The organism is Capsulimonas corticalis (assembly GCF_003574315.2).
GTDB classification, from domain to species: domain Bacteria; phylum Armatimonadota; class Armatimonadia; order Armatimonadales; family Capsulimonadaceae; genus Capsulimonas; species Capsulimonas corticalis.
Map to the genome: position 1 here is coordinate 1,719,121 of NZ_AP025739.1, position 23,932 is coordinate 1,743,052.

At 55.9% G+C, this 23,932-nt stretch carries 14 protein-coding genes; 10 read left to right on the forward strand and 4 right to left on the reverse strand.

The features are described 5' to 3' along the window. Positions 1-2: 2 nt before the first annotated feature. The 4 genes from D5261_RS07195 to D5261_RS07210 all read right to left on the reverse strand — a co-directional run bounded on the left by D5261_RS07195 (position 3) and on the right by D5261_RS07210 (position 5,415). Positions 3-1,052, reverse strand: coding sequence for an ABC transporter substrate-binding protein (locus D5261_RS07195; RefSeq protein ID WP_165864684.1), 1,050 nt, complete (start codon positions 1,050-1,052; stop codon positions 3-5). A gap of 46 nt (positions 1,053-1,098) precedes the next feature. Next, the gene (locus D5261_RS07200) at positions 1,099-3,678 is read right to left on the reverse strand and encodes a beta-glucosidase (protein ID WP_119325138.1); all 2,580 of its coding nucleotides are present in this window, start codon (positions 3,676-3,678) and stop codon (positions 1,099-1,101) included. 215 nt (positions 3,679-3,893) lie between these two features. Next, complete coding sequence (locus tag D5261_RS07205; RefSeq protein WP_119325139.1) at positions 3,894-4,649, reverse strand: ABC transporter ATP-binding protein; 756 nt, start codon at positions 4,647-4,649, stop codon at positions 3,894-3,896. Continuing rightward, a complete protein-coding gene (locus D5261_RS07210) occupies positions 4,639-5,415 on the reverse strand; it encodes an ABC transporter permease (protein ID WP_125206408.1) in 777 nt (258 codons plus the stop codon). Before D5261_RS07210 ends, D5261_RS07205 begins: the two co-directional genes overlap by 11 nt. 140 nt (positions 5,416-5,555) lie before the next feature. Between D5261_RS07210 and D5261_RS07215 the strand changes: the two genes are divergently transcribed. The 10 genes from D5261_RS07215 (at position 5,556) to D5261_RS07260 (ending at position 23,915) form a co-directional block, all read left to right on the forward strand. Then, a complete protein-coding gene (locus D5261_RS07215; protein ID WP_119325141.1) occupies positions 5,556-7,361 on the forward strand; it encodes a CRTAC1 family protein in 1,806 nt (601 codons plus the stop codon). A 21-nt stretch (positions 7,362-7,382) separates the two neighbouring features. Continuing rightward, a complete protein-coding gene (locus tag D5261_RS07220; protein ID WP_119325142.1) occupies positions 7,383-8,264 on the forward strand; it encodes a hypothetical protein in 882 nt (293 codons plus the stop codon). 452 nt (positions 8,265-8,716) lie between these two features. Continuing rightward, the gene (locus tag D5261_RS07225) at positions 8,717-10,687 is read left to right on the forward strand and encodes an RICIN domain-containing protein (protein ID WP_301002438.1); all 1,971 of its coding nucleotides are present in this window, start codon (positions 8,717-8,719) and stop codon (positions 10,685-10,687) included. 55 nt (positions 10,688-10,742) lie between these two features. After that, entirely contained in the window at positions 10,743-12,704 is a 1,962-nt protein-coding gene (locus D5261_RS07230) for an RICIN domain-containing protein (RefSeq protein WP_165864707.1), read from the forward strand. A 203-nt stretch (positions 12,705-12,907) separates the two neighbouring features. Continuing rightward, on the forward strand, positions 12,908-14,383 hold the full coding sequence (locus tag D5261_RS07235) for an RICIN domain-containing protein (RefSeq protein ID WP_301002439.1): 1,476 nt from the start codon (positions 12,908-12,910) through the stop codon (positions 14,381-14,383). Between the two features lie 55 nt (positions 14,384-14,438). Further along, positions 14,439-16,946, forward strand: a complete 2,508-nt coding sequence (locus D5261_RS07240; protein WP_165864695.1) for a DNRLRE domain-containing protein — start codon at positions 14,439-14,441, stop codon at positions 16,944-16,946. An 18-nt stretch (positions 16,947-16,964) separates the two neighbouring features. Beyond that, entirely contained in the window at positions 16,965-17,870 is a 906-nt protein-coding gene (locus tag D5261_RS07245; RefSeq protein WP_165864694.1) for a peptidylprolyl isomerase, read from the forward strand. Positions 17,871-17,904: 34 nt separating this feature from the next. Continuing rightward, the gene (locus D5261_RS07250; RefSeq protein ID WP_119325239.1) at positions 17,905-20,550 is read left to right on the forward strand and encodes a glycoside hydrolase family 2 protein; all 2,646 of its coding nucleotides are present in this window, start codon (positions 17,905-17,907) and stop codon (positions 20,548-20,550) included. 121 nt (positions 20,551-20,671) lie between these two features. Then, on the forward strand, positions 20,672-22,642 hold the full coding sequence (locus tag D5261_RS07255; protein ID WP_119325238.1) for a sialate O-acetylesterase: 1,971 nt from the start codon (positions 20,672-20,674) through the stop codon (positions 22,640-22,642). Positions 22,643-22,775: 133 nt separating this feature from the next. Then, positions 22,776-23,915, forward strand: coding sequence for a GntR family transcriptional regulator (locus D5261_RS07260; protein ID WP_301002440.1), 1,140 nt, complete (start codon positions 22,776-22,778; stop codon positions 23,913-23,915). Positions 23,916-23,932: the final 17 nt, after the last annotated feature.

Below are 23,932 nucleotides of genomic sequence, written 5' to 3' on the forward strand. Positions count from 1 at the left end.
CGCTAGCTTTTTTGAGCTGGGGCTTGGATATCCGCGGGCTGAATGTCTGTGGGAATGAAGTCGCGGTCCATCAATTCCGAAATAGGGACAGGTTTCGTCAGGACTTTCATCTTCAGCGCCATATCCTCGATCTGCTGCATCTCGGCGTCGGTCGGAGTCAGACCGACGTAGCTGACCCGATCCGGCGGCTGGGTCAAGACATACTTCAAGATTTTGGGATCTTGGCGGTAATACGGCGCGACCAGCGCGGCGGCCTGCAGTCGGTGCGTCTCGGCCCAGGCGCCGGATTGCGCGATGCCGCGCACGAGATCTCGCACTTCATCGGGATGCTGCTTAATCAGGTCCTCATGGACGACCAGGGCGCAGGAAATGAAGCGCGGCCAAATATCTTTCGCGTAGTACAGCACCCGACCGGAGCCGTTCAGCTCGGCAACCGCCGGAAATGGTTCCCCCACAAAGTAACCGTCGATCGCCTTGGTCGCCAGTGCGGTCGGCATGTCCGGCGGCGGCATCACGATGAACTTGATGTCGTCGGGCTGCATCCCCTGATTTTCCATCAGCTTATGGATCACCAGATTTTGATTGCTGTATGGGCTGGGGATTGCGAATGTCTTGCCCTTTTCGTCGCGAAGGCTTTTGGCGGGGTCGTCTTTGCGGACGATGATTTCCGAGCCGTCTCGATGTCCCAAATAACAGATTTTGACCGGCACGCCCTGCTCGCGAAGTTTCATCGCGAGCGGGACGATCATGAAAGTCGCCTGGAGCTGCCGTGATTTCAAGGCGTCGGCAATGGGAGGGAACTCTGTGAACCTCTCCGAGTCGAACCGTGTGCCTGTGGTGCTGGTCTGCGACGAATAATCCGTGACGGGACAGGTTAAGTGACAGGTGACGGGCAGATAGCCCACGGTCACCGTCCGGCGGGCGTTGTTACTTGGCCCAACATGGATAGGGCTTTGGGTGGTTTTGCGCCCCGGGCCGAAACGCAGCACTGACAGAACGGCGATGATAACGATGGCGATCGCGGCCACCCGTGTGATTGGTGAACGAAGCATTATCGACTCTCTTTCCATCGGCCTTGAAGGATAATCCCTGAAACTGCTATTTGCCGGGTCCATATACGTTGAGTTCATACAGCGAGTACCCAAAGGTAGTGGCGCGTTTGACCCCGTACATCCGCACCCAGCGAGTCGTGACAGGCTCCAGCTTGATGACGTCCCGAGAGCCCTTCCCATTCTCCGTGGTGAAGACCGATTTCCAGTTCTGTCCATCATCGCTGATTTGAATCTCATAAGCTAGCGCGCGCGCTTTCTCCCAAAGCAGCTCGATACGATTGATCTGTGTGGGAGCGCCCAAGTCTACCGCGAGCCATTGAGGATCGACTCCCCACACCGAACTCCAGCGTGTGCTGAGATCGCCGTCGGTGGCGTATTCGGGATGGAATTCCGCGCCTCCCTGGATGCTCGAGACGGTCACTTTCTTACCCGTGGAGAGGGTAGGCTTGGGACCGGGAGGAAGCGGAGCACCGATGCTGGGGATGCGCTCGGTCCAGGTTGAAGTAAGGTTAACTGTCGTCTTCTGCGCCAGGTCGCGGGAGTTAGGCCCAACTTCAATCGTGTAGGAGCCTTTGTCCGATTTCCACTGCTTGTCTGGGACATCGCAATAGGCAAACGAGCGCGCATCCAGCGTGAAGCGGGCGGTTTTAGTTTCGCCAGGTTTTAGCGTCAGGCGGTCAAATCCTTTGAGCTCACGCACGGCGCGGTCAATCTTGGGAGCATCGGTGTGAACATAGAGTTCCGCGATCTCCGCGCCCTCGCGCGCGCCGGTATTCGTGATGTCCACCGTGACGGCGAGATCGCCATGGGGCGCCCAGGCATTTTTGGCGACATGCAGATTCGAGTACTTGAAGGTGGTGTAAGATAGTCCGTAGCCGAATGGAAAGGTCGGCTGGAGGTTTTTCTTGTCGAAATAACGATAGCCAACGTAGATGCCTTCGCTATAATGAACGGCGCCGTTTGTTCCAGGGAAGTTTCCGTAATCGGGATAATCCTCGCGGCGGGCGCCGATGGTGTCGGTGAGTTTACCGGAAGGAGAAATATCACCGAAGAGAATCTCGCCGATAGCGGTTCCACCTTCCTGTCCTGCGAATGGAGCCTGAATGACGCCAGGAACGGGATCGATCCAGTCGGACATTTTGCACGGCGCGCCGCTGCTGACGATAACGACGGTATTTTTATTGGCCGCAGATAATGCGCGAATGAGATCCAGGTCTTTGCTCTCTAAATCCATCGAATGGCGGTCCGATCCTTCCGCCTCGTGTTCGCCTCCGACAAAGAGCAGCGCAACATCCGCCTTCTTCGCTCTCGCCTGAGCGGCGTCGGGCGTTTCGCCCTCGGCAAAGGTGACATTGACGCCTGGTCCGGCTGCTTGGGTAACCCCCTCTAGAGGGAAAATGGCCCGTGTGGGCTTGAGGTCCGGGCTGCCGCCGCCGCCCAGCTGCCAGCTCTTTGCTCGTGACCCGAAGACAGCGATTGTCTTAATCTTGCCGCGCTCCAGCGGAAGAACGCCCCCTTGATTCTTCAGCAGAATTATGCCCTCCGCAGCCGCATCGTGAGCGATCTTGAGATGCTCCGGCGAACCGACCACAGAATGGTCGGGCGCGGCTTTCGGATCCAGCACGCCGGTGCGGATGATGGTGCGCAGGATGCGGTGCACGGATTCATCGAGAGTTGTCTGCGTCAAATCGCCGCTGTCAAGCGCGTCGGCGATATTCTCGGCGTTGAGCAGCCCAGGGCCGGGCATCTCCAGATCATTGCCTGCGTTGATCGTACCGGCAACTTCATGCACGCCGCCCCAGTCGGACATAGCCATCCCGTCAAAACCCCAGTCACGGCGCAGGATGCAGGTGTCCAGATACCAATTCGAGCTGCTGTGACGGCCGTTGACTTTGTTGTAGCTGGTCATCAAAGTCCATACATGCCCGCGCTTGACGGCCGCCTCAAACGCAGGCAGATAGATTTCGCGTAGTGTGCGTTCATCCACGATCACATTGACGAAGCCTCGGTCGACTTCCTCGTTGTTACACGCGAAATGCTTCACGCAGGCGGCTGCGCCCGTACTCTGCACACCCTGAATATAGCCCACGGCAGTCTCAGCGGATAGGAATGGGTCTTCGCTGTAATATTCCGCATTGCGCCCGCCGAGTGGACTGCGGTGAATGTTAACAGAAGGCCCCAGGATGACTTGCCCCCCAGTGCGCTTATTTTGAAGCTCCTCCCCGATGGCTTGACCAACCTTGCGGGCCAGCTCACGGTCCCAGCTGCTGGCGAATAATACGCCGCTGCCGAAATAGGTGGCGGGTCCATCGAGGCGGCCCACGCCGCCTCCGCGTACGCCCTGGCTGGCGTCCGCCATGTCCATAATGGGTACGCCAAGGCGTGGGATGGCGGGAGTGCTGAAGTCGGTGCCGGTAGAAAGGGAGCGGCGTTCTTCCGGCGTAAGACGATTAAAAAGGTCGTTCACACGCGCCTCTAGCGGCGCCTTGGGATCCTGGTATACGGCCTGCGCGTCCGCGCGCACTAAGCCGGCGGTGCTGCAAATCGCCAGGCCCAGTGCGAATGCGCATGATAATTTGCGCTGAGAGGTGGCTTGGCGCTTCGCCTGGCGTCGGTTCGTCTGCATCGTGTCTCCCTAATGAGTGAAATATTTGCGATTAGCTGAAAGCTGTTTTTGCAATCCAAAGTTTCGGCGTTGCCCATCGGCAGAGAGGCCGAAAAGCGGGAAAAGAGAGCGAGGTAGTGACAACTTGACCTGCGCAAGTCGCTGGATCCGAAGGCTCTTTTCAGTATGTTCCAAACAAAATCATATTTGATCCATTTATCATCCATTTGATCATATCATAAATTGTGTTTACTGTCAATGGAACACGCCGCTGTCTGATCTTCGCGCAGGCCCAGTTCGCTCAGCATCTGAGACACAGCGTCAACAACGAGGGGATGGGTAACGTCGCGCGGGCGCGGCAGTTCTATCGCGAGCTCGCATTGGATTCGGGAGGGACGCTCGGACAGGACAATGATCCGGTCGGCGAGCTGGGCGGCTTCTTCCAGGTCATGAGTGACGAAGACAACCGTGCAGGGGCAAGATTGGAGCAAGCGAACGAGTTCACGCCGCATTCGCAGTCGGGCCTGATAATCCAGCGCTGAGAATGGTTCGTCCATCAGCAGAATATCCGCATGGCCTGCCAGCGCACGCGCCAGTTCCACGCGCTGACGCATGCCGCCAGAGAGCTGATGAGGATAATGCTCCGCGAAATCCTGCTGACCAATCAGCGTCAGCAATTCGAAGAGTTGTTGCTCGCGCGCTTCCGGAGAAACGGATCGCATGCCGAGCCGGATATTGTCTGCGACTGTCAGCCAGGGGAATAAGCTGTCCTGCTGATACACTTGCCGTATTGCGCCGATCGTTTCAACAGTTCCTGAGGAAGGCTGCTCGTATCGAGAGATCAGATTGAGGAGCGTGGACTTTCCACAACCGGATGGGCCAACCACGGCAACGAATTCACCGGAGCGCACTGTGAGTGTGACATCGTCCAGGACGCGCACCGAGCCGAAATCGTGCGAGACGTGGGAAAGATGGATGGGTTTAGCGTTCATAACCCCACCTAAGACTTGGAAGTTTCGCCAGCCCCGCCAGAAGCCGATCAATACCTACACCCAGCAGGCCGATGACGATCATATAGCACACCACGGTATCGGTGCGTAGCCCATTGCGGGCGTCATAGATGCCGTAACCCAATCCATCTTGACAGCCGACCATCTCCGCCGCTACCACGACTACCCAGGCAATCCCAGCCGTCACGCGCAGCGCCGTCACGAGCTGCGGCAGGATCGCCGGAAGCGTGACGCGCGTCAGCCGCTCCCAGCCCATCATCCCAAAATCCTGCCCGACCCGAAAGTAGACTTTGGGGATCGTCGCAACGGCGGACATCGTCGCCAGAATCAGCGGGAATACGGACGCCATATAGATCAAGAAAATAGCCGCCTTGTCTCCCACTTGAAACCAAAGAATAGCGAAGGGAATCCAAGCGAGCGGGGACAGATTGCGATTGAAATTGACCGCAGGCAGCAGGGCCATACGCGCCCTTGTCTGCTGACCAAGCCACAATCCCACCGGGACGCCGGTTACAACCGACAGCATGAACCCAACGACCACGCGGAAGAGCGACGCCTCAATGTCATTGAAAAGGCGTCCGGCCCTGATCTCCTCGACAAAACTTTTCGCGACGGCTTGAGGAGACGGGAATGCGTATTCTGGAAAAACGTGCAGCCTGGACACAATCGTCCACAGGGTGAGAGCCGCCGCCAAAACCATCGCCGGCAGCAAGACAGATAATGAGATAGGCTTCCCTGCGTTCTTCATATGACCCAAAGTATACCACAGGCGAAAAACAATAAATGCATTGATCCAAATACGATTTCAGGATGTTCCAGATATGATATAATAGGCCTGACGGCGCCACTGATGGCGATGAACTGCTTAGTCGAATCCAGTTAAAATTTATGTCAAAACGCATTCGCTACATTGTTGTCGCCACCCTCTTCGCCGCCCTTCTTGCGATCACTGCTATATTGAACCGAAAGGCTGCTCAGCCGGCGGGGAAAGTGGCGGATGGCGAGGCGATGCAGCGCTATGGCTTCCAGTTCCAGGATGTTACGCATGCCGCCGGCATTGACTTCATTCACCACGCCCCCACTCTCGATCCCGCCCTTGATCCCATTATGCCGGAGGTCGCGGCGATGGGCGCGGCGGTTTCGGTGGTGGATTACGATCAGGACGGCTGGCCCGATCTGTATGTCACCGACAGCAGTGAAGGCAGCCAAAACCATCTGTACCATAATCTGCGTAACGGCAAATTTACGGACGTTGCCGCGAAACTGGGAGTCGCCGATATCAACAAATCCGGTACGGGCGTCTCCATGGGCTCGGTCTGGGGCGACTACGACAATGACGGCTATCCGGATCTTCTGCTGTTCAAATGGGGACAACCGCAGCTGTTCCACAACGATCAAGGCCATGGCTTCACCGACGTGACGGCCAAATCCGGGCTGCCGAAGTGGGTCAACGCCAACGCCGCAACGTGGATGGACTATGATTGCGACGGTCATCTGGATATTCTGCTCTGCGGTTACTATTCCGAGGATGTTGATCTGTGGAAGCTGAAGAACACCCGCATGATGCCGAACAGTTTTGAGTACGCTCAGAATGGCGGCCGCAAATATTTGCTGCGTGGACGCGGCGACGGTACATTCCAGGATGTCACGGCGCGGGTTGGGCTGAACAGCCATCGCTGGACGCTGGCTGTCGGCGCAGCCGATCTGCAAGGCTCGGGCTATCCCGACATTGTCCTCGCCAACGACTACGGCGTCACCGAGGTCTATGCAAACAACGCAGGAAAAAGTTTTACGGAGATCGGGCGTCAAGCAAATATTGGATATCGCCCCAAAAGCGGCATGAGCGTCGCCTTTGGAGACGTACTCAATCAGGGCGGATTCGCGCTGTATGTCACGAATATCAGCGCCGAGGGCAATCTGGTCCAAGGGAATAACCTTTGGGTGGCGCGTCCCGGAAAAGACCTGAAATATGACAATTGGGCCGAAGACGCAGGGGTTTACCAAGGCGGCTGGAGCTTCGGCGCCCAATTTGGAGACCTGAACAACGACGGCGCGCTTGATCTTGCGCTGACCAATGGCTATATTTCCGCCAGTAAGGATAAGAGCTATTGGTATGACTTCAGTAAGGTCGCGGGCGGCAATTCAACGATTATCTCCGATGCGAAAAACTGGCCCCCAATGGAAAATATGAGCCTGTCCGGTTATGAACAGAAACATATCTGGCTGGGCGATGGTTACGGCAAATTCGCCGATGTGGCGCAGGCGGTCGGCTATACCGACACTCACGACGGCCGTTCTGTCGCACTCGCCGATTTGTGGAACACCGGAGCTTTGGACATGATTGTCGCCAATCAGCGCGGACCTCTGCTTATCTACAAGAACACCGTCACTCCCAAGAACCAATGGCTCGAATTCGACCTCTCCGGAAATCGTGGTAACCGCGGCGCGATTGGAGCCCAGGTCCGTCTGTTCTGGAAAAACTCTCGTGGTCAGGAAGTAGAGCAGCTCCAGGAAGTTCAAGCCGCCAGCGGTTTCTGCGCTCAGAACGACCATCGGCTCCATTTTGGCCTCGGCCCTCATCCCCGAATTGATCGCGCCGTGATTCGCTGGCCTGGTGGTGCGGGAACGTCGAAGACACTGACGATGTCGCAGATTCAGCTCGATCGGAACAATCCGGTTCAGGAGCCGCAATAAGAGATAGCTAGGAACACGATTATGATCACAGGACACTCCGCCGACTCGCTGCCGCCCGAACCGGTAAGACCTTCATCGGACGTGAAGCCATCACGCCCGTTTCCAATCGACAGCCAATACATTGCGCCGATGCTTATCACAGTCATTTTGCTGATAGGGCAGGCGTTTTACGGCTTTCTGGAGAGCTATCCGAAGACTCTGCTGGCGATCGGGACAAGCATTCTCGCTGAGATCCTTCTTAGCCGATTGTTCTACAATAAGTGGCCGTCTCTGGCGAGCGCTTATGTCACCGGAATCAGCGTCGGCATTCTGGTGCGTTCTCCACTGTATTGGCCTTTTGCGATGTGCAGCGCTCTCTCGATCGCGTCCAAGTATGTGCTGAGGATAAACGGACGTCACCTGTGGAACCCATCTAACTTCGGCGTTTCGGCGATGCTCTTTTTGGCTCCCGCCGTCGTGGCGAGTTTGAGCATTCAGTGGGGCAATGCGCTTGGGGCGATGCTGGTTATCTGGACACTCGGCTCTATCATCGTTTGGAGGCTGCGGCGTTTCCACATCTGTGCAACCTATGTCGCGTCATTCTTTGCCTTCGCCGCTCTGCGCGCCGCGCTCCCGCATCCTCCCCTGACATTTTGGGAAACATTTCAGAGCGAGATCGCGCCGATCACGGGGCCGATGTACCAGTTGTTTATCTTTTTCATGATCACCGACCCCAAGAGCACCGTGCGGAATTGGCGCGGTCAATGCGCAGTCGCCTTCTCTATTGCCGCCGCTGAGTGCGTCCTGCGCCTCTTTCATAATGTTCACGCGCCCTACTTCGCTTTATTCCTCGTTGGCCCACTCGCAAACACAATCGAAATTTGGAAGACGCGGGGCGGCCCTAATACGGCGCCTTCGGCATGAGCTCTTCAGAGTAATATAGTATGGGACATGGTTTGAATCCATATGTGTTCCATATATGTTGACATGTGATCCTTGGTGTGATACAATAGTTCCATCAATGTTCCACGAAGTCTCATTAAGAGGGTTGGGCTTGTGTTTTTGCTATAATTGAAATACTGGTCCACTCTGAGATAAAAAAGATTTTTTTTGCGATAATTGCAATAAAGAAAAGCATCTATTGGCGAGCATAGAGTTAGGAAGCATCCGTATGCAACGAAAAATCAAAGGAGTAATGGAAGCAGCGTACATCAAAGACGTAATTTGCGTAGTCGCGGCCGTCCCCGGCGGCTTTATCTATGTTGTTACGACGCACATCGGCGTGGACTTTACGATCAAGGATCGCTCCACGCCTTGTCGCAATCCGCCGGCGGTGAGGCCGGCTTATCGAAGTCACTCAGTTAGGAGATCAAAACATGCTTAAGTATTCCATAAGAGGATTGGCGGCCTTTTCGCTTACTGCAGCCAGCATTCTTCACTCCCCCGCAAGCTTCGCCCAGAGTACGGCGGACACTTCTTTTAGCGCGTGGAATTCGGCGTTTCTGGTTCAGCAAAGCGGTCAGGCTTATTACGCCACGACTCTGCACGGGACTGCCGTCGAAGGCTCATGGGTCCAGGCGCTGGATATTGAAGTGGCCGAAGACGCATACCTGCGGGATCGGACGCCGACCCACCGGCAGCTCGTCAATGATTTGCTGACTCACTTTTTAGCCTACGAGAGCTATGATTGGTCGCTCGATACCTGGAACGACGACATCGCATGGATGACGCTGGCGTGCGTACGCGGCTATCAAATTACGGGCAATAACGCTTTCTTGAATAAGGCGACCTATGCCTGGAATATGGCCTACAACCGTGGATGGGACACTTCTTATGGCGGCGGCGGAATCTGGGAGAACATGGACAACTTCCCTCATGGCGACGGTCATGCGGACAAATGCGCGCTCAGTACAAACCCCTTCATCACCTCAGGCCTCGCTCTTTATCAAATCACCGGCGACTCAAGCTATTTGACGAAGTCTCAAGCGATCTATACCTGGGTGCGCGGCAATATCTTCAATACCAGCACCGGCGTCGTCAATGAGGGCGTCAAGTGGACCATTGGGCAGACGAATAGCGGCGTCCTGGAGGTCTCAGACAATGTTTATAATAGTGGATCATTCGTTCAAGCCGCTAACTATCTTTACCGCCTGACCGGAAATGCGCAGTATTACAACGATGCGCTGCTGGCGGCTAATCATGTGGTCAACTCGACTTCGATTATGAGCAATAACGGCGGAGCGCAGACCCAGTGGCAGTATCGCTTTGTGAAGGGCTTGAGCGATTTCGCTACGGATAACAATCTCTGGCCGCAATACCAGTCCTGGATGCAGAACAACGCCAACGCGGCGTGGAGCAAGCGAAACAGCTCAAATCTCACCTGGAATAACTGGCTCACAACGACAAACGACCCGAATATCGATCCCATGGAAAGCTCCAGCGCTGTGGGAATATGGCAGGTATTGCCCAATCCTAATCTCAGTGTGTCCGGCAATTTCGAAATCGTGAATGTCGGAAGCAATATGGCGCTGGGCGTAACCTCCAACGCCAGCTATGCGTCGGTCGTCCAGCAGCCCTATACCGGATCCACCAGTCAGCAATGGACTTTTGTACAGTCTAGTGGCGGTTATTGCCAGATAAAGAACGTCTCCAGCGGCTTGGTCATGAACGTGTCGGCCGCTTCCGTGCTGGCGGGAGCAAAAGTGATCCAGTATGCAGCTCAGAGTATGAATCCGGGCAACGATCAGTGGCTGCCGATCGTCAATGCGGATGGGACTTACTCGTTCTTCAACCATGACAGCGTACAGGCTTTGGACGTGACTGGCGCAAGCACGGATTCTGGAGCGCAGCTGGAGCAATACTGGTCCAACGACACAAACGCGCAAAAGTTCACCTTGATCCCCCTGGGAACAATCGCCAACGGGACCTATCATCTCACTCCGGCCTGCGCCACGGGCAGCCACCTCGACGTGGCGGCGGCGGGGACGACCAACGGCACGAACGTCGATATTTACGCCTCGAACACCAGCAACGCTCAAAAGTGGACGTTTACCGCGAACGCCGCCGGCAACGGCTATCGAATTAGCCCGCTTTCTTCCCCAGGCCTTTCACTTGACGTCGCGGGCGCCGGGGTGGCGAATGGAACGAATGTTGATATCTGGACCTCGAATACGACGAGCGCGCAAAAGTGGGGCCTGACCGCTGTCTCCGGCGGCTATACGCTCACGCCGTTGTGCGCGACGGGAACGCGCTTGGATGTGGCGGCGGGAGCTTCCACAAACTTCACGAACGTCGATATCTATCAGGCGAACGGCACGAATGCGCAGACCTGGGCCATTGCGCCGTAGTGGCCGCGTCGCGGCGTTTTCACAGTCTCTATCAACGAGGAATCCAATGATGAATATGATCCGAGCTTCTCTTCAAGGCATGGCGCCTTGGGCGCTAACCGCCGCTGTTCTTTTTCTTGCGCCGTCAGCGCGCGCCCAGAATATTGCGGACACCTCTTATAACGCTTATAACTCCGCCTTTCTGGTGCAGAACGGCAGTTCGGCCTTTTACACCAATAGCATCACGGATCGCACACGGGCGTATATGTGGGGCGAGGCTTCGGATATCTTCGTTACCGAGGATTACTACGCTCGCACGCATAATCCGGCTACGCCGGTGCTGATCACGAATCTGCTCAATACATTCATGGCGGACAATAACGGCGCGGACTGGTCATGGGATTCGTGGAACGACGATATTGCCTGGGCTGTCATCGCCTTTGTACGCGGATATCAGATCACCGGCAATACCGCCTTTTTGAACGCCGCCCGTAACAACTGGGACATGGCCTATAACCGGGGATGGGATAGCGCGCTTGGAGGAGGGGTGTGGGAGGAGATGAACAGCAAGTTCTCCAAATGCGCCCTGAGCAACGACCCGCTCGTCATCTCCGGCTGCGCACTCTATCAAATCACCGGGGACTCTTCCTATTTGACCAAGAGTCAGGCGATGTATAATTGGGTGCGTACGAACCTCTTCAATTCGACAAGCTCGACCAATTCTCTAGGAGCGCCCGGTCAGGTCAACGAAGGGCTGGACACCAGCCATGGCCTCCAGCCCTCGGACAATGTGTACAATAGCGGCGGATTTATCTCGGCCGCCAATTACCTCTATCGTTTGACGGGAACTGCTCAGTACCACAGCGACGCCCAATTGGCGATTACACATATCGTCAATGAGGGGCCAGTGATTGACTTTGTGGGATCCCCAGGCAACCCTCAATATGCGTACTGGTTTGTCAAAGGCGTCAGCGAATTCGCCACGGATAACAATGTCTGGTCGCAATACCAGTCGTACATGGCGAACAACGCCAATACGTCGTGGGCTAATCGGGACAGCCTGAATCTTACGGAAGACGACTGGACCCATCCCAACACCGGTTCTAACCCCGTTGCCCTGAACGCCTCCAGCGCCGTGACTGTGTGGCAAGTACAACAGCAGCCCAACCTCAACGTCTCTGGAAATTATGCGATCGTCTGCGCCGCAAGCAATCTGGCCCTTGGCGTCGCCTCCAACGCCAGTTATGCGGCGGTCGTGCAGCAGCCTTACACCGGAGCCGCTGCCCAGCAATGGACTTTCACGCCGACGGGCGGCGGTCTCTTCCAGATTAAGAATGTGTCGAGCGGTTTGGTCATGAACGTTTCCGCCGGTTCCGTGGGATCTGGCGCGACAATCGTTCAATATCCGGCCCAGGGCCTGTCTCCCGGCAACGACCGCTGGCAGCCGTCACTCAACTCGGACGGAACCTACTCGTTCTTCAATCACAATAGCCTGCTTGCCCTGGACGATACGGCGGCCAGCACGGCGTCGGGAACACAGTTTAGCCAGTACTGGCCGAACAATACAAACGCGCAAAAATTCAGCTTGATTCCTCTGGGAACAATCGCCAACGGGACCTATCATCTCACTCCGGCCTGCGCCACGGGCAGCCACCTCGACGTGGCGGCGGCGGGGACGACCAACGGTACGAATGTCGATATCTACGCCTCCAACACCACCAACGCACAGAAGTGGACGTTTACGGCCAACGCCGCCGGCAACGGGTACCGACTCAGTCCACTTTCTTCCCCAGGCCTTTCACTTGACGTCGCGGGCACCGGGGTGGCGAATGGAACGAATGTCGATATCTGGACCTCCAACACCACCAATGCGCAGAAGTGGGGCCTGACCGCAGTCTCCGGCGGCTACACGCTGACGCCTCTCAATGCGACGGGCGCTCGGCTGGATGTGTTGGCGGGAGCTTCGGCGGACGGGACCAATGTCGATATCTATCAGGCGAACGGCACGAATGCGCAGACCTGGGCCATTACTCCTTAATAGGCGTGCATTGACGCTGCGATATTGTGTTAATCGCTCATCTTAAGAAAAGGAGGGCGATTAACCTTACGATCTATTTTTAGGAGAGCTCCATGGCTTTATCCATTCGAAAAAATTGCGCACTTTCTCTCATAGCGACTACGGGAGCCTTGCTGACTGTCATTGGGATATCCGCGCCTGCGCGGAGCGCTACTTTAAGGCTGATGCCGCTGGGGGATTCAATCACCGCTGGTTACCAGAGCTCCACCGGCAACGGTTATCGAGGACCGCTCTATAATGAGCTGGCCAGCCAGGGCAATACCCTGGATTTCGTCGGATCCCAGCGCAGCGGATCGATGTCCGATCCCGATGAGGAGGGAATCTATGGCGACCGAATCGATCAGATTGCCAGCTTGGCGACAGGCGCTTTGGCTACCTACAAACCGAATATCATCACGCTGCACATTGGCTCGAACGATTTGAACGGAAACTATCAGGTGTCTACCGCGCCGGCCCGGCTGGCGTCCCTGATCGACCAGATCATCGCCGTCGACCCAGACGCCACCGTGCTGGTGGCTCAGTTGATTTGCAACGCAAACGCAACGACCGAAGCCAATATTGTGGCCTATAACAATCAGATTCCGGCAATTGTGCAGGCGCGATCGAACGCGGGCAAGCATGTCTATATGGTCAGCATGAGCTCGCTCACAACGGCCGACCTGTACGATGGCCTGCATCCCAACGACGCAGGATATCAGAAAATGGCGGACAATTGGGACGCTGCAATTCAGCATGTCATCGCTGCCGGCTGGATCACGCCGCCATTAAACGCTCCAATCTTTTCCGGCAATTACGGGATTGTGAACGCCGCCAGCAACCTGGCCTTGGGAGTGACCTCCACCGCCAGTTCCGCTCCGGTGATTCAGCAGCCTTACACTGGAGCCGCCGGTCAAATTTGGTCGTTCGTCCCAACCAGCAATGGCTACTACCAGATTAAGAACGTCGGCAGCGGCCTGGATGCGAATGTGAGCGGCGCTTCGACGGCAAACGGAGCATCGGTCATCCAGTGGCCGTTCGGGTCGCCGCAGGGGTGCGACCAGTGGATACCGTTATACCATTGGGATGGAACGCTCTCCTTTTACAATTTGAACAGCCAACTGGCTCTGGACGATCCGGCCGCCAGCACGGCGTCCGGGACACAATTCGATCAGTACTTCCCGAACGGCACGCCCGCACAGAAGTTTATCGTGGTTCCTTTGGGGACGATCGCGAACGGGACTTATCATCTCACTCCGGCCTGCGCCACGGGCAGCCACCTCGACGTGGCGGCGGCGGGGACGACCGATGGAACCAATGTCGATATCTACGCCTCGAACACCAGCAACGCTCAAAAGTGGACGTTTACCGCGAACGCCGCCGGCAACGGCTATCGAATTAGCCCGCTTTCTTCCCCAGGCCTTTCACTTGACGTCGCGGGCGCCGGGGTGGCGAATGGAACGAATGTTGATATCTGGACCTCGAATACGACGAGCGCGCAAAAGTGGGGCCTGACCGCTGTCTCCGGCGGCTATACGCTCACGCCGTTGTGCGCGACGGGAACGCGCTTGGATGTGGCGGCGGGAGCTTCCACAAACTTCACGAACGTCGATATCTATCAGGCGAACGGCACGAATGCGCAGACCTGGGCCATTGCGCCGTAATGGCCGCGTCGCGGCGTTTTCACAGTCTCTATCAACGAGGAATCCAATGATGAATATGATCCGAGCTTCTCTTCAAGGCATGGCGCCTTGGGCGCTAACCGCCGCTGTTCTTTTTCTTGCGCCGTCAGCGCGCGCCCAGGTCGCGGCGCCGACAATTGCTTTTGCGAACTCCGCAAATCAGCAAACATTTGGAAAATCCTATAGCGATTCTGTTTACAATCTCACGGTAATCAACACGGTCAATAGCCCTACAGTTTTCCGCGCCGGCAGTGATTATGCGGAATGGACCAGAGACTCCTCGCTTAATTGCTGGAACGCCGGCAGTCTGATCGATCCGGTCACCGCCAAAAATACTCTGACAAGGCTGATCGTTCCGAACAGCACATACGGCAATGTCATTGACCAGGGGAACAACCAGTGGTGGGACATGATTATCTGGAGCACGGCGGCATGGAACCATTATCTCGTCACGGGCGACACCGCGTTTTTATCCAGCGCTTACAGCGCGACGATCGATACGCTGAATATGATGAGGGCTCAGCACTACAATACTTCCTATGGGCTTTTTAAAGGCCCGTCGTTTTTCAATGACGGGATCGCCGGATACACGACGCCCTATAATACGAACACAGGATCCACGTTCGTATTGGATCATGACGGAACATCGGAGCTCATGTGCTTGAGCACGAATTGCCTGTATTACAACGCTTACCGCGTCGCCGCTCTGATGGCCGCCGAACTGAAACTGCCGACATCGACCATGAGCGATCTGAACGCCAAGGCGGATGACTTAAAGAGCAAAATCAACAGCAATTTCTGGATCAGCGGCTCGAATCGCTATGGATATTATATCAGCGGAACGGGGTCGAAGGCAGGCGTGCTGGAGGATTATCAAGAGGGAAGCGGTCTGGGGTGGGCGCTGCTGTTCGGGATTGCGGACAACGCGCGCGCCAGTCTCATCGTCAACAACATTCACAATCAGCCCAAGGGCCTGCCGTCCATCTGGCCCCATTTTGTCTGGTTCAGCGACGCTCAGCCCGGCCGGCATAACTGTATCATTTGGCCGCAAGTCAATGGAATATTCGCCAAAGGCGCGGTCAAGCGAAACTCGTTCAATGCTTTTGCGACCCAATTAGAAAGCCTGAACAATCTTTTCGTCAATTCCGCGGGAAATATCCGAGAAGTCTACAACTCCATCTCGGGAGATCCGGATGGAGGCTGGCAAAATGGGGGGCACTGGGGCATTCCCAGCAATCAGACTTGGTCCGCGACCGCTTATCTGAGCATGATCTACGACGGTGTTTTCGGGATGAACTTCGAGACAAACGGCATTCGCTTTTCTCCCTACTTGAAGAGCGCATGGGGAAATGTCTCGCTGTCCAATCTAAAGTATCGTAACATGAATCTCAAGATCAATCTGACGGGATCGGGTGGCATGGTGAGCTCTTTCAAGCTGGACGGCGTCTCCCAGCTGCCATTTATTCCCGCAACGCTGTCAGGCGCCCATACGATTGATATCGTGATGAGCGAAACCATCAACAGCGGCGTGTCTGTCTTTCAAGAAGGCCTGAATGGCTATGCTGGAACGACGGACGCTCATCTTATGGAAACCTTGAGCGGAAATAATTCCGGCGGCAACGATCAAATTGAAGTCGGCCGATATTCCGGCGCGGACAGCGATGATAAGAGCGGGTTGATCAAGTTTAATGTCTCAAGCATTCCCTCAAATGCGACGGTGACAAGCGCGGTGCTGGAGGTATGCCTTACCGGAGTGCGAAATGGGTCCGCGAATAAGACCGTGAATATCCATGAAGTGACGGGCGCCTGGGCGGAGGGAAATGGACTTGGAATTGATGGGCAAGCCGTTCCCGGCGTTTCATGGGTCTCCAAGCCGACGTTTGACGGGGCTTCTCTTGGCTCTCAAACGATCGGGAGCACATCCGGCAGCTGGTACAGTTTTAACATCAAGGATCTGGCGAACGCCTGGGTCAACGGCTCCAAAGCCAACAATGGAGTTATGATCCAGGAGGATACGCCGAGCGCCAGCGCAGGAACAAAGGATTTTGCGTCTTCTGAATCTGCGAATGTCTCACAGCGTCCACGGTTAACCATCAACTACACGATCCCGCTCACCGGACGGACGGTCACCATACAGTCGCAGTCCAACGGACAGTATGTGAGCGCCGATGGCGCTGGGGCTAATCCGCTGATCGCCAATCGTGCGACCCCATTTATCGGCGCCGGAAGCTGGGAGGAGTTCAATGTGGTGGACCTTGGAAACGGGTACGTCGCGTTGCAATCACTCGCCAACAATCTTTATGTGACGGATAATGGCGGATCAAGCCCTTTGATCGCAAGCCGAACGGCTCCATTCATCGGTGCTGGAAGCTGGGAAGGCTTCCAAATTGTAAATGAAGGCGGCGGCGCTTATGCGCTGCAGGCGCAAGCGAACAGTAAATACGTGAGTACGGACAACAGCGCCGGCGGGCCGCTCAATGCGGATCGCGTCAGTCCATCTTTAGCCGCTGGAAGCTGGGATCTCTTCAACATCGTAGCCCATTAAATGACGGAGATATTGACAATGAAGCGAGTATGGAATGGCGCCGCTGTCGTCAGCATGTTTTTACTGACGACGGCCGGCGCGTTCGCCGAAGCAGACGCACCGATGAAACCGAAAGATGTGATCGCGACGGTGAATGGCCGCTCGATCTGCGTTTCGGATGCGCAGGCGATGCTGCTTCAGGATCCATCCTTGGTTACTCCCGTTCTTGATCGTCTCATTGACGACTCCCTGATCGATCAGGAAGCCAAGCGGAGGTATATGACGGCGACGACTGACGAGATCGAGGGGCGCAAAGAACAGCTGGCTTCCCTCAATGGTCTGTCCGACCTCCATGGGATCTTGCGTAGGCATCATGAAACCATGGCGGATTTAGAGCGCGATATCCGAGTGTGGATCGAAACGGTGAAGCTGCTCACCACCGATGCGAAACCGACAAAGATGGCGCAAATCCGTCATATTCTCATTCGCGTTACGCCCAGCGGTAATAATGCTGCAAAGCCCAATACATCCCATACCGAGGCTGAGGCGCTTGCGCTCGGTCAAAGCATCTTGACCAAAATTAAAAACGGTGAGAAGTTCGAAGACCTTGCGAAGAAATACTCAGAGGACCGGACGACCCGAGAGAGCGGCGGCGACTTAGGGGTGGTTTACGAAGGCGGCTCATTCGAGCCGGAGATCGCGGCGGCGGCGCTGGCGCTGACAAAGCCCGGCGAAGTCGCCGCCGATCCTGTTAAGTCCGCAGACGGCTATCACTGTATTCAGCTGATCGGCGACGGGGAACGCCACGCAAAATCGCAGAACGCGCTTTACGCGAACACCATGGTTGTGATTCGGGCTCGACATCTGACAGACGATCAGACCCAGGCGCTTGTGAAGGGCCTCCGTAATCAAGCGAAGATCGTGAACCACTATACCGGCAAATGAGCAGCATCCCAATAGAATTTCTCAAGGACAATTCATGAAACGTTTGCATTCCGCCACGATCATCCTGCTTTTGCTGGCGGGGAGCGCTCACGCCCAGGCCGACTGGAAGCCCGCGCATAGCCGCATTGAAACCCGATGGGCTAAGGATGTTTCTCCAACGAACGCTCTCCCAGACTACCCGCGTCCGCAGCTGGCGCGCGATCGGTGGCAAAATCTCAATGGCGTATGGGAGTATCAAGCTGGAAACGAGGGGGACGCGGTTCCTACTGGCCGGACGTTATCAAGCAAAATCTTGGTTCCGTATCCCGTGGAGTCCGCCCTGTCCGGGGTGATGGAGCACCATGACCGATTATGGTATCGCCGCGCATTTACCGTTCCGTCAGACTGGCGCGGCAAGCAGGTAATACTGAACTTTGGCGCGGTGGACTTTGAATCGGAGGTTTATATCAACGGCAAAAGCGTCGGCGTCCATCGCGGCGGCTACCTGCCTTTTTCTTATAACATTACTCCATTCCTCACGAAGACCGGCCCTCAGGAACTGATCGTTCGTGTCTTCAATGCGGTGGATAACGCCGGCGAGCCGCGGGGCAAGCAAACCCTGCGGCCTGGCGCCATCATGTACACGGCGAGCACCGGCATCTGGCAAACGGTGTGGCTGGAACCGGTCTCTCGCGCATCGGTTCAGGATCTCAAAATCGTTCCCGACATCGACGCACGCCGGGTGAACGTCACTGTCAACACAGCCGGCGATCTGGATCCAAATACGAAAGCGGTCGTTACGGTGCTCGCAGGCGGCGTGACGATCAAGACGGCTATTGGCAGGCCAGGCGCCCCACTGTCTATCCCGATCGACCATCCCAAGCTCTGGTCCCCGTCCCGTCCTTTTCTGTACGATCTCAAGGTCAAGCTCGTTCAGGGCAATACGACGACAGATCAAATCAGCAGCTACTTCGGCATGCGGAAAATCTCAATCGGCGTCGATCGCGGCGTCAAAAAGATGTTCTTGAACAACAAGTTCGTCTTTGAAATAGGCCCGCTGGATCAGGGCTTCTGGCCGGACGGGATTTACACCGCTCCCACCGACGCCGCGCTCAAAGGGGACATTGCGGCCATGAAGAACTTTGGCTTCAACATGGTACGCAAGCATATTAAGATCGAACCGGCGCGCTGGTACTACTGGACCGATAAACTCGGCTTGCTTGTGTGGCAGGATATGCCCTCCGCCAATTCTTATTCCGGCGACCGTATTCCAGTTGATAAACCGGAGTTCGAGGCAGAGCTGCGCGATATGGTTAAGACGCATTGGAATTCGCCTTCCATTATCATGTGGGACCTTTTCAATGAGGGACAAGGGCAGTTCGATACTCCGCGCCTGACGGACATGGTGAAGACGCTCGACCCGTCGCGTCTGGTCAATCAGGCGAGCGGCGGCGGCTACTTCGGCGTGGGCGACGTGATGGATGTTCACGGATACCCGCCTCCGGTATGCCCGGCGCCCAGCGCGACGCAGGCGCTGGCGTGCGGCGAATACGGCGGCATTGGGCTGTTTGTCTCCGGCCATAGTTGGAATTCGTCTGGAAGCGGCTACGCCAACGTGCAGAGCAGTGAGGAGCTGGAAGAACTGTACGGCAAATTCAGCGGCATGATTCAGAAGTTTAGGGATACGCAGGGAATGAGCGCGGCGGTTTTTACCCAGATCACCGATGTCGAGGGGGAGGTGAACGGTCTGATGACCTACGATCGCACCCTCAAATGTGACCCCGCCGCAATCGCCAAAGCCAACCGTTTTGAGTACGTGCTTCCGGCCTATCGGGAGATCATGCCGACGTCTGAGGAAGACGATCGGGCCTGGAAATACACAACCGTCGCTCCGGCGTCGAACTGGATCCAACCCTCATTTGACGATACAGAATGGCAGCAAGGTTCAGGCGCTTACGACAATGAGTCGACTCTTGGCGCTGACGACGCACCCCAGGACAGGGCCGGCGACATCTGGCTGCGCCGAAAATTTAACCCCGGAGCTTTGAGCGCGCAGCAGGTCAGACAGCTTGTCTTCCGCGATTATCACGATCTGGGTATCGATATTTACATCAATGGGGTCCCCGCCTTTTCCGCGTCTGATTTGGTCAATTCCTACCAATATCATCCAATAGGGCCGGCAGCCCAGCAGAGTTTGCGTCCCAATGCGGAGAATGAAATTGCCGTCCACTGCCATCAGAAGTTTGGCGGCCAGCATGTGGACGTAGGGCTCTTTGAACGGATTCCCGACGTGAAAGCGTCGCGCTCTGTCCAGGCGATGTCCCTTACTGTCGGGAAACCCACAATCAGTTCCTCCGAAAGCGCGAACAATGAGGCAAAGTACGCCACAGACCGCGCCCCGGAGACGCGATGGGAATCGCAGTGGTCTGATCCGCAGTGGCTGGCTGTGGATCTGGGCAAGGAGGCCACAATCGACCACGCATTTCTGTCCTGGGAAACCGCGCGCGCGAGCGACTATGAGATTCAGGTCAGCGACGACGCAAAGACGTGGAGGCCCGCAGCTTTCGTGCACAAAGCGCTGGGAAACTATGATGCGATCCGCTTCCAGCCCATCCAGGCGCGCTGGGTCAGGATCTACGGGACCAAGCGGGCGACAGGGTTCGGCTATTCTCTGTATTCATTTGATGTGTATGGTAAATAGGCGCGAGACGCGCTTGTTCGCCTAAATTTCGAGTCTTTGCATTTAAATGGCTCCAACGGCGAAATGGTTCCATTTTCTGCTATAATAATGGAACCATTATTAATATGGAGCCACTGTCGCCATGATAAAAACTACAAAACTGAACGTCATTTTGAGCGCCGCCATGGGGGCTCTGCTCTTTAACTGTGTCACCGGAGCTCTCCGTGCGCAGGAAGCCGGCGTGCAAGCGAAACCGCTGCTGCATCCGTTGTTTTCCGATAACGCGGTGCTGCAACGGGATCGGGCGGTTCCAATTTGGGGCTGGACACGGCCTGGAGCAAAGGTCATAGTACAGCTCAATGACGACAAAAAGCAAACGGCGATTGCAGCGAATGATGGCCGCTGGACGATATCGATCGCGCCGCATGCGGCGGGCGGTCCCCATTCTTTGAACGTCGTGGGGGAGGGGGCCGGGGAATCCGCCACGCGAAAGAACTTGCTATTTGGCGATATCTGGCTGTGCGGCGGGCAATCGAATATGGCGTACGATTTGAACGGCGCCAATAATCCCGAAGCCGAAATCGCCGCCGCCAATTACCCCAATATCCGGCTGCTGCAGGCGCCCGGTTCGATCAAAGCGGCTCCTATATCTACCTTTGAAAAGGACGCGTCATGGCAGGTCTGCTCGCCGCAAACCGTGGCCCATTTTTCGGCGGTCGGATACTTTTTCGGCCGGAATCTCAACCATGAGCTCAATGTCCCCATCGGGCTCATTGACGACTCATGGAGTGGGACGCCCGGACAATCGTGGGTAAGCGGACCGGCGCTGGCGAAGATGCCGGAGTTCAAACTTGCGGTAGACGCGCTAAAGGAAAGCGCGAGCGCTCAGGGCGCGCATGTCGATCCAATTCTTGCTTGGTGGCAAAATGATCCCGGCACGATTGCGCATCAGGAAACGCCGGCTTTTGACGATGCTTCCTGGCAAACCATGAGCCTGCCGGGATACTGGGAAACCAAGGGCTTTCCCAATTTTGACGGTGTAATATGGTTTCGGCGCACGATCGATGCGCCTGCGGAATGGGCCGGGCGCGATCTGACGCTGGACCTTGGCGCAATTGATGACAGCGACACCACATACTGGAATGGAGCGCTTGTCGGCGCGACCGATGATCATAGCAGGGAGCGCCATTATACCGTGCCGGGCGCTCAGGTAAAGGCGGGGCGCAATGTGATTGCGGTGCGCGTTTTGGATACCGGCGGCGACGGCGGTTTTTCCGGCCCTGCGCTTTCGATGAAAAGTGGAGCCGACACGCTGTCGCTGGATGGCCCCTGGAAAGCGCATCTGGGGCCAGCGATGCAAAGCCTGCCCCCAATGCCGCCTCGTCTGGACGATCCCAACGCCCCTGAAGTGCTGTTTAACGGCAAGATCGCGCCCTTGCTGCCTGAGCAAATCAAAGGCGTGATTTGGTATCAAGGGGAATCGAATGGGGATACTGCGGCGGAAGCCAGGCAGTATCGAACGCTTCTGCCGATTCTGGTCAATGACTGGCAGTCGCACTTTGGCGCACAGACCCCATTTTATATTGTGCAGTTAGCCAATTTCAAGGCGCCGGACGACGTTCCCAGCAACGACCCGTGGCCGAATGTGCGCGAGGCGCAACTGCAGACGTCACAGAGCCAGCGCAACTCGCATCTGGTTGTCGTCATCGATCTCGGCGAAGAGAAGAACGTACACTATCGTAACAAGCAGGAAACTGGGCTGCGTCTGGCGCGGCGGGCTCTCAGTGATACTTACGGCTTTAAAATAGAAAGCAGCGGTCCAACGCTTCGCGCGGTGAGAGCGACAGGCGGCGTGATTGAACTCAAGTTCGATTATGCACAGGGCTTAAATCTGAAGGGCGATGAAAATCGCGTGTTTGCTATCGCAGGAGCGGACAAGCTGTTTCACTGGGCGACGCCGCAAATCGCCGGCGACACGGTGACGCTTCATAGCATTGATGTCTCTGCGCCTGTTTACGCGCGGTTCGGATGGTCGAACAATCCGCGCGCTTCGTTATATAACGCCGCTGGCCTGCCCGCCTCGCCGTTTCGCACCGATCTAGACATCAAATGAACGGTGCAGCCAAAATTTCGATTGAGCACCTGTTTCAGTAAGATTTTGATCTTTTTGACACGAGATGGTCAAGAATAATGTCATAATATCATTAATGGCTCCATTAGAACCGCGAATGCTAACATCCTCCTCAATGCCTCCGACGACTTCCGTCGCCAGTATGATTCGCGATCAAATCCAATCGGGTAATTATAAGGAAGGGGAGTGGCTTCCGACAGAGCGTGCGCTCTCCGAGGATTTGGGAGTTGATCGGCGTGTGGTCCGCATGGCGATCAACCAGCTGGTTGAAAGCGGCCTGGTTATTCGGCGCCCCCACTGCCGGCCTGTCGTTGGGCGACTGGAAGTCGAGCCGGTAAAGGCTTTATCCCGTGACCAGGCCTCATCAGACTTTATCGCCTTGCTCATGTGCCATGGCAGCGAAAAGAATGAACGCTCCTTTAACTCTCAGCAGCGAATATTTTGGGGCATGAACCAGGCGCTGTCGGCCGCAGGATACCACGCTGTCTTCTTAGATCTCGAGGTCGTTGCCTCCGAGCAGGAAAACGCTGCGCGCGAAGCCGAGCAGCTCAGGTATTTACTGAAGCGTGGCTTCGGCGGCGCCGTCTTCTATCCTTATGCCTATCGCAGCAACCGTGAACTTCTCCAGGAAGTTGCCGCCGCGATTCCGCTTGTTACGATCGATCGACAGATAGATTCTGTGGATACAGACTTTGTTGGCGTTGATAATCACAAGGCGATGTATGATGTGGTTCAGCATCTTATCGCTCAGGGGCATCGACGGATCGCCTATGTTACGAAAAATGAACCGATTCGAGCAGTTCAGGACCGTATCATGGGTTATATTGACGCCACGAGCGACGCCGATATCTTAGAGATGGTGCTGCCGATTCCTTCCCGCGATACAGAACAAGAGTGGATTGCAGTCGATACAATTTTACAATTGCCTGAAGGGAGGCGCCCGACTGCGGTAGTCGCATTTAACGATTACACCGCCATGAATTTGGTAGGGCGTCTTGAAGCTGCCGGCCTTTCCGTACCGGGTGATATCGCGCTGACAGGATTTGACGATATTATATCAGCGCTTCCAAACGGTGTCGGCCTCACCACAGTTGCTCAGCCCTACGAGGAAATTGGCCGAAAAGCAGTGGAACTACTTCTCCTGCGTTTGAGTGACCGCTCAGCCCCATCTCGATTGATAGAATTGCCTGCGCACTTAGCGGTGCGAGAGAGCAGCTACGGCTCCCAACCCGCGCCTCTTGAAAAATTACGCTAAAGCATCTTAGCAATGAG